The following is a 4,218-nucleotide window of genomic DNA, read 5'->3' on the forward strand; positions in this document are numbered from 1 at the left end:
TCATGTCTGTAGCTACGGACTCGCTTCGCCCGGGTCAAGGGGGACCTCATGTCGACTCGTTCGCTGCGCCTCGCCACTCTCTGCGTCCTGATCGCCATCTCCACTGCCGGGCCCGCCACGGCGCGGGACAACGTCCTGCGGCTGGCCTGGGGTTCGTCCGGCAACGAGTTCATGGCGACCTCTCCAGTGCCCGGGGTCCTGACCGGGCGCCTCCTGCTGGACAACCCGAACCCGTCGACCCTCGTGACTCGGATCGACTTCAAGTTCAATGCGCTCGGTGGCGACGTGGTGCAGGTGCTCAGCCCCTATGGTGACGTCGTCGAGGTGGCGCCCGCCAACTGGGAACTGCAGTCATCCGCCACCTTCAACCTGGTGCCGGGTGTGTCCAACGAGATCGCCACGTTCCATTTCGCGGTGACGGATTCCGGCCGCGTGGACGTGCTGCTGTACAGCGGCGAGCTGATCCGCGAGTCGGGGCTCGGCTACGACCTCGCGGGGCCCTTCGGGGTGAGCTACGACATCTACGCCGGGTGGGTGAATGCGGGTGAGCCCGATCTGCTGGTCACGCCCTACCTGTTCGCGCCGCGCGGCGTCAACCGGGAAGCGGTGCTGGGCAACGTCAGCGTGCGCAACAACGGCGACGGCCCGTTCTTCTTCGACACCGCCGGCCTTTTCGATCCCTGCGGCCCGTTCCGGATCATCCCCTTCGCCGGGAGCACCCTGGTGTACATCCGGCCCGGCGGCCAGACCGAGTCCTTCAGCATCGAATTCGCGCCTACCAGTGTGGGCGACTACGCCTGCAACCTGCCCCTCGGCGGCGGCGAGTTCCAGCCGGTGCAGGGCGTCGCCCGCACGCCCATCCACGCCCTGAACCCCGCGGCGACATCGGTCGACTTCGGCGGCGTGGCAGTGGGCGGGCTCGGCCGCGAGCGGGTCTACGTCACCAACGTGGGCGACTACACCGAAACGGTCGCGGGCGTCGTGAGCGGCGACGGCACACCTCTCGTGGCGGACGCGATCACCGCGCTGCCCCCGGACTTCACCGCGTTCGTCGATCTCGAGTACATACCCTCCGACTACGAGCCGCACGCCTGGACCATCGACTACGGCGGACTGTTCGCCCTGTCGGCCACGGCCTACGGGATCGACGGCGTCATGGGCGTGAGCATCTACCCCGACACCCTGCGCCAATCGGCGCTCGAGGGCGAGTCCTCGTACACGACCTCGGTCCGGGTCTCGAACACCGGCACCGTGAGCTTCACGCCCACGCCGGTCTGGAGCGGGGACTCGGCGCCGTTCACCGTCGTGAACTACACGCCGGAACTGGTCTCGCCCAATGGCTCCACCCTGATCCCCATCCAGTTCACGGCGCCGGACACCGAACTGCACGAGGCGTTCCTGGAACTGGGGCCCGGACTGCCCGCCATTCCCGTCAAGGGGCGCGGGCTGGTCGACTATCCGGCGCTCGAGGTGTGGCCTGCGACCCTGGTGCTGCCGCCGGCGGCGGTGGGCGACACGGTGGTCGGGGTGTTCTCGGTGGAGAACGTCGGCAACACCAGCATCCCCCTCGAACTGATCCCCACCGACCCGCGCCTGAAACTGGTCAGCGTGCCGGACAAGCTCGCCCGCGGGGGCTATCTCACGTACGGCGTCCAGTACATCGCCACGGAGTACGCGCAGGTCGACGCACGGATCGTGATCGACTACGAGATGGGCATCGACCTCGACGTGGTGGCGCCGCCCGTGCACCCCTTCGGCTTCGACGAGAACCGTCTCGGCCTCTACTTCGACCCGGGCTTCGCCGCGCCGGACACCACGGTGCCCCTCGCGCCGCAGGTGGTGCCGGCGTGGCTGGTGCTGCGCAACCCGAGCGAGTCCGGGGGAGTTGCCGGCTGGTCATGCCGGCTGGAGACCTCGGCCGGGGCCAGCCTGATCAACGTGGTCCCGGCGGGGTCGGCCTTCGACGCGGCCTCGGCGCCGGACGAGTTCGCGATCACGGTGCTGGGGTCGCCCCTGCCGTCGGCGTCGGACATCGTGCTGGCCCAGGCCCAGGTGCTGGTGCTCGATCCGGCGGTGACCACGGCCGTGGTCTCGGTGCGCGGCCTGGCCGACTCGGCGCTGCCCGGCTTGCCGACCTGGACGCCCGGCGCGCCTGGGGCCGCGGCGGTGGCCATGGCCCCCGCGTCCGGCGGGCTGGCCATCGGAACGATGCACCTGGTCGATCCGCTCAGCGCGGTGGACGACACGCCTGCGGCCGCCACCTTCGCGACCGGCCTGCTGCCCAACGTGCCCAACCCCTTCAATCCGCGCACGGAGATCCGCTTCGAGCTGGCCGCGCCCGGGCGGGTCGGTGTGCGGGTCTACGACGTGATGGGGCGACTCGTGCGGGAACTCGCGGCCGCGGAGTATCCGGCGGGCCGCCACGCAGTGGTGTGGGACGGCCGCGATCGGCAGGGGGCGCCGGCGGCGAGCGGCGCCTACTACGTGCGCCTGACGACGCCGGGCGGCGAGGTCGACGCCCGCAAGATCCTGCTGCTCAAGTAATCCGCGCGGGCGGCCCGTCTCAGGCGCCGGCCGCCCGCCGCAATTCCTCCCACGCCTCGACCACGTGCTCGCGCCGCGTCTGCGTCTGGCCCACGGCCAGGCGCAGGGTGTACACCTCGTCGAGCCTGGTGTGCGTGAGGTAGATGCGGCCGGCCGCGTTCACGCGGGCGAGCAGGTCGGCGTTGTGGGCGGCGAGGGCCTCCTCGTCATCCATTCCCGCCGGATGGTGGCGGAAGCACACCGTATTCAGGGGCACGGGCGCCAGGCGGTCCCAGTCCGGCGCGGCATCGACCCAACCCGCGAACTCCGCCGCCAGCGCGATGTGCGCCGCCACCATCTCCCGGATGCGCCGCGCGCCGAAGTTCCGCAGCACGAACCACAGCTTCAGCGCCCGGAAGCGCCGCCCGAGCTGCACGCCCCAGTCCATGTAGTTGGTCACCTCGCGGTCGCGCCCGGTCTTCAGGTATTCCGGGTGGATGGCCATGGTGCGCTCGAGGTGCTCCGGGTCGCGCACGAAGTAGGCCGAGCAGTCGAAGTTGGTGAACATCCACTTGTGGGGGTTGAAGACCAGCGAGTCGGCGGCCGCGATCCCGTCGAGGATCCAGCGCTTCTCCGGCAGCACCGCCGCCGTGCCCGCCAGGGCCGCGTCCACGTGCAGCCAGCAGTCGTTGGCCCGGGCCACGGGCCCGATCACCGGCAGGGGGTCGACGGCGGTGCAGCCGGTGGTGCCGACCGTCGCCACAACGGCGCACGGCCGGTGGCCCGCGGCGCGGTCGACGGTGATCCTCGCCGCGAGATCGGCCGGATCCATGGCGCGGTTCGCGTCGATGTCGACCAGCACGACGTTCTCGTCGCCGAAGCCCGCGATGCGCGCGCCCTTGACCACCGAGCTGTGGGCCTCGCGGCTGGCGTAGACCCGCAGGGCGCCGTCGACGGCCGCGGCGCCGCGGGCGTTCACGCCGTGACCGGTGGCGCGTTCCCGCGCGCAGACCAGGGCGCAGAGGGTGGCGGTCGAGGCCGTGTCCTGGATCACGCCGCGGAAGCCGTCCGGCAGCCCCACCAGCCGGCGCAGCCATTCCATCACGGTCTCCTCGAGCTCGGTGGCCGCGGGGCTCGTCTGCCACAGCATGGCGTTGATGCCGAGGCCCGCGGAGAGCAGCTCGCCGAGCACCGAAGGGCCGCTGTTGTTGGCCGGGAAGTAGGCGAAGAAGCGCGGATGGTTCCAGTGGGTCACGCCCGGCACGATGAGCTGATGGAAGTCGGCCAGGATGGCCGCCATGGCCTCGCCGTCCTCGGGTGCCTGCGCCGGCAGGGCGGCGCGGATCTCGCCCGGCGCGGTGCGGGCCAGGACCGGATGCCGGTCGGCGTGATCGAGGTAGTCGGCGATCCAGTCGATGAGGTCGTGGCCGTGGCGGCGGAATTCGGCGGCGTTCATGGCGCTCCCAAAGGCGGGGAAGAAAGCGGCGTCCGGACCGGGGATCCGGTCCGGACGCATCGTACGCCAATTCGCGCGGGCCGCCTACTTCTTCGGCTTGTTCAGCATGAAGATGTTGCCGTCGCTGCCGCCGTCGCCGCCCTTGCCACCGCCCGCGGGCGCACCGGCCCCGACGGGTTCGGGCGCCGGTGCGGCGGGTTTCGCCGCCGCGGGCTTGGCCGGGGAATCGGCCAGGGGCA

2 protein-coding genes are annotated in these 4,218 nt (G+C 71.2%); one reads left to right on the forward strand and one right to left on the reverse strand.

All coding sequences use genetic code 11. The features are described 5' to 3' along the window. Positions 1-48: 48 nt before the first annotated feature. Entirely contained in the window at positions 49-2,544 is a 2,496-nt protein-coding gene (locus KDM41_17455) for a hypothetical protein (protein MCB1185210.1), read from the forward strand. Between the two features lie 19 nt (positions 2,545-2,563). On the opposite strand, the gene KDM41_17460 is transcribed toward KDM41_17455, so the two are convergent. Beyond that, a complete protein-coding gene (locus tag KDM41_17460; GenBank protein ID MCB1185211.1) occupies positions 2,564-3,979 on the reverse strand; it encodes an aspartate aminotransferase family protein in 1,416 nt (471 codons plus the stop codon). Positions 3,980-4,218: the final 239 nt, after the last annotated feature.

It is taken from the genome of bacterium, assembly GCA_020440705.1.
Taxonomy (GTDB): Bacteria; Krumholzibacteriota; Krumholzibacteriia; order LZORAL124-64-63; family LZORAL124-64-63; genus JAGRNP01.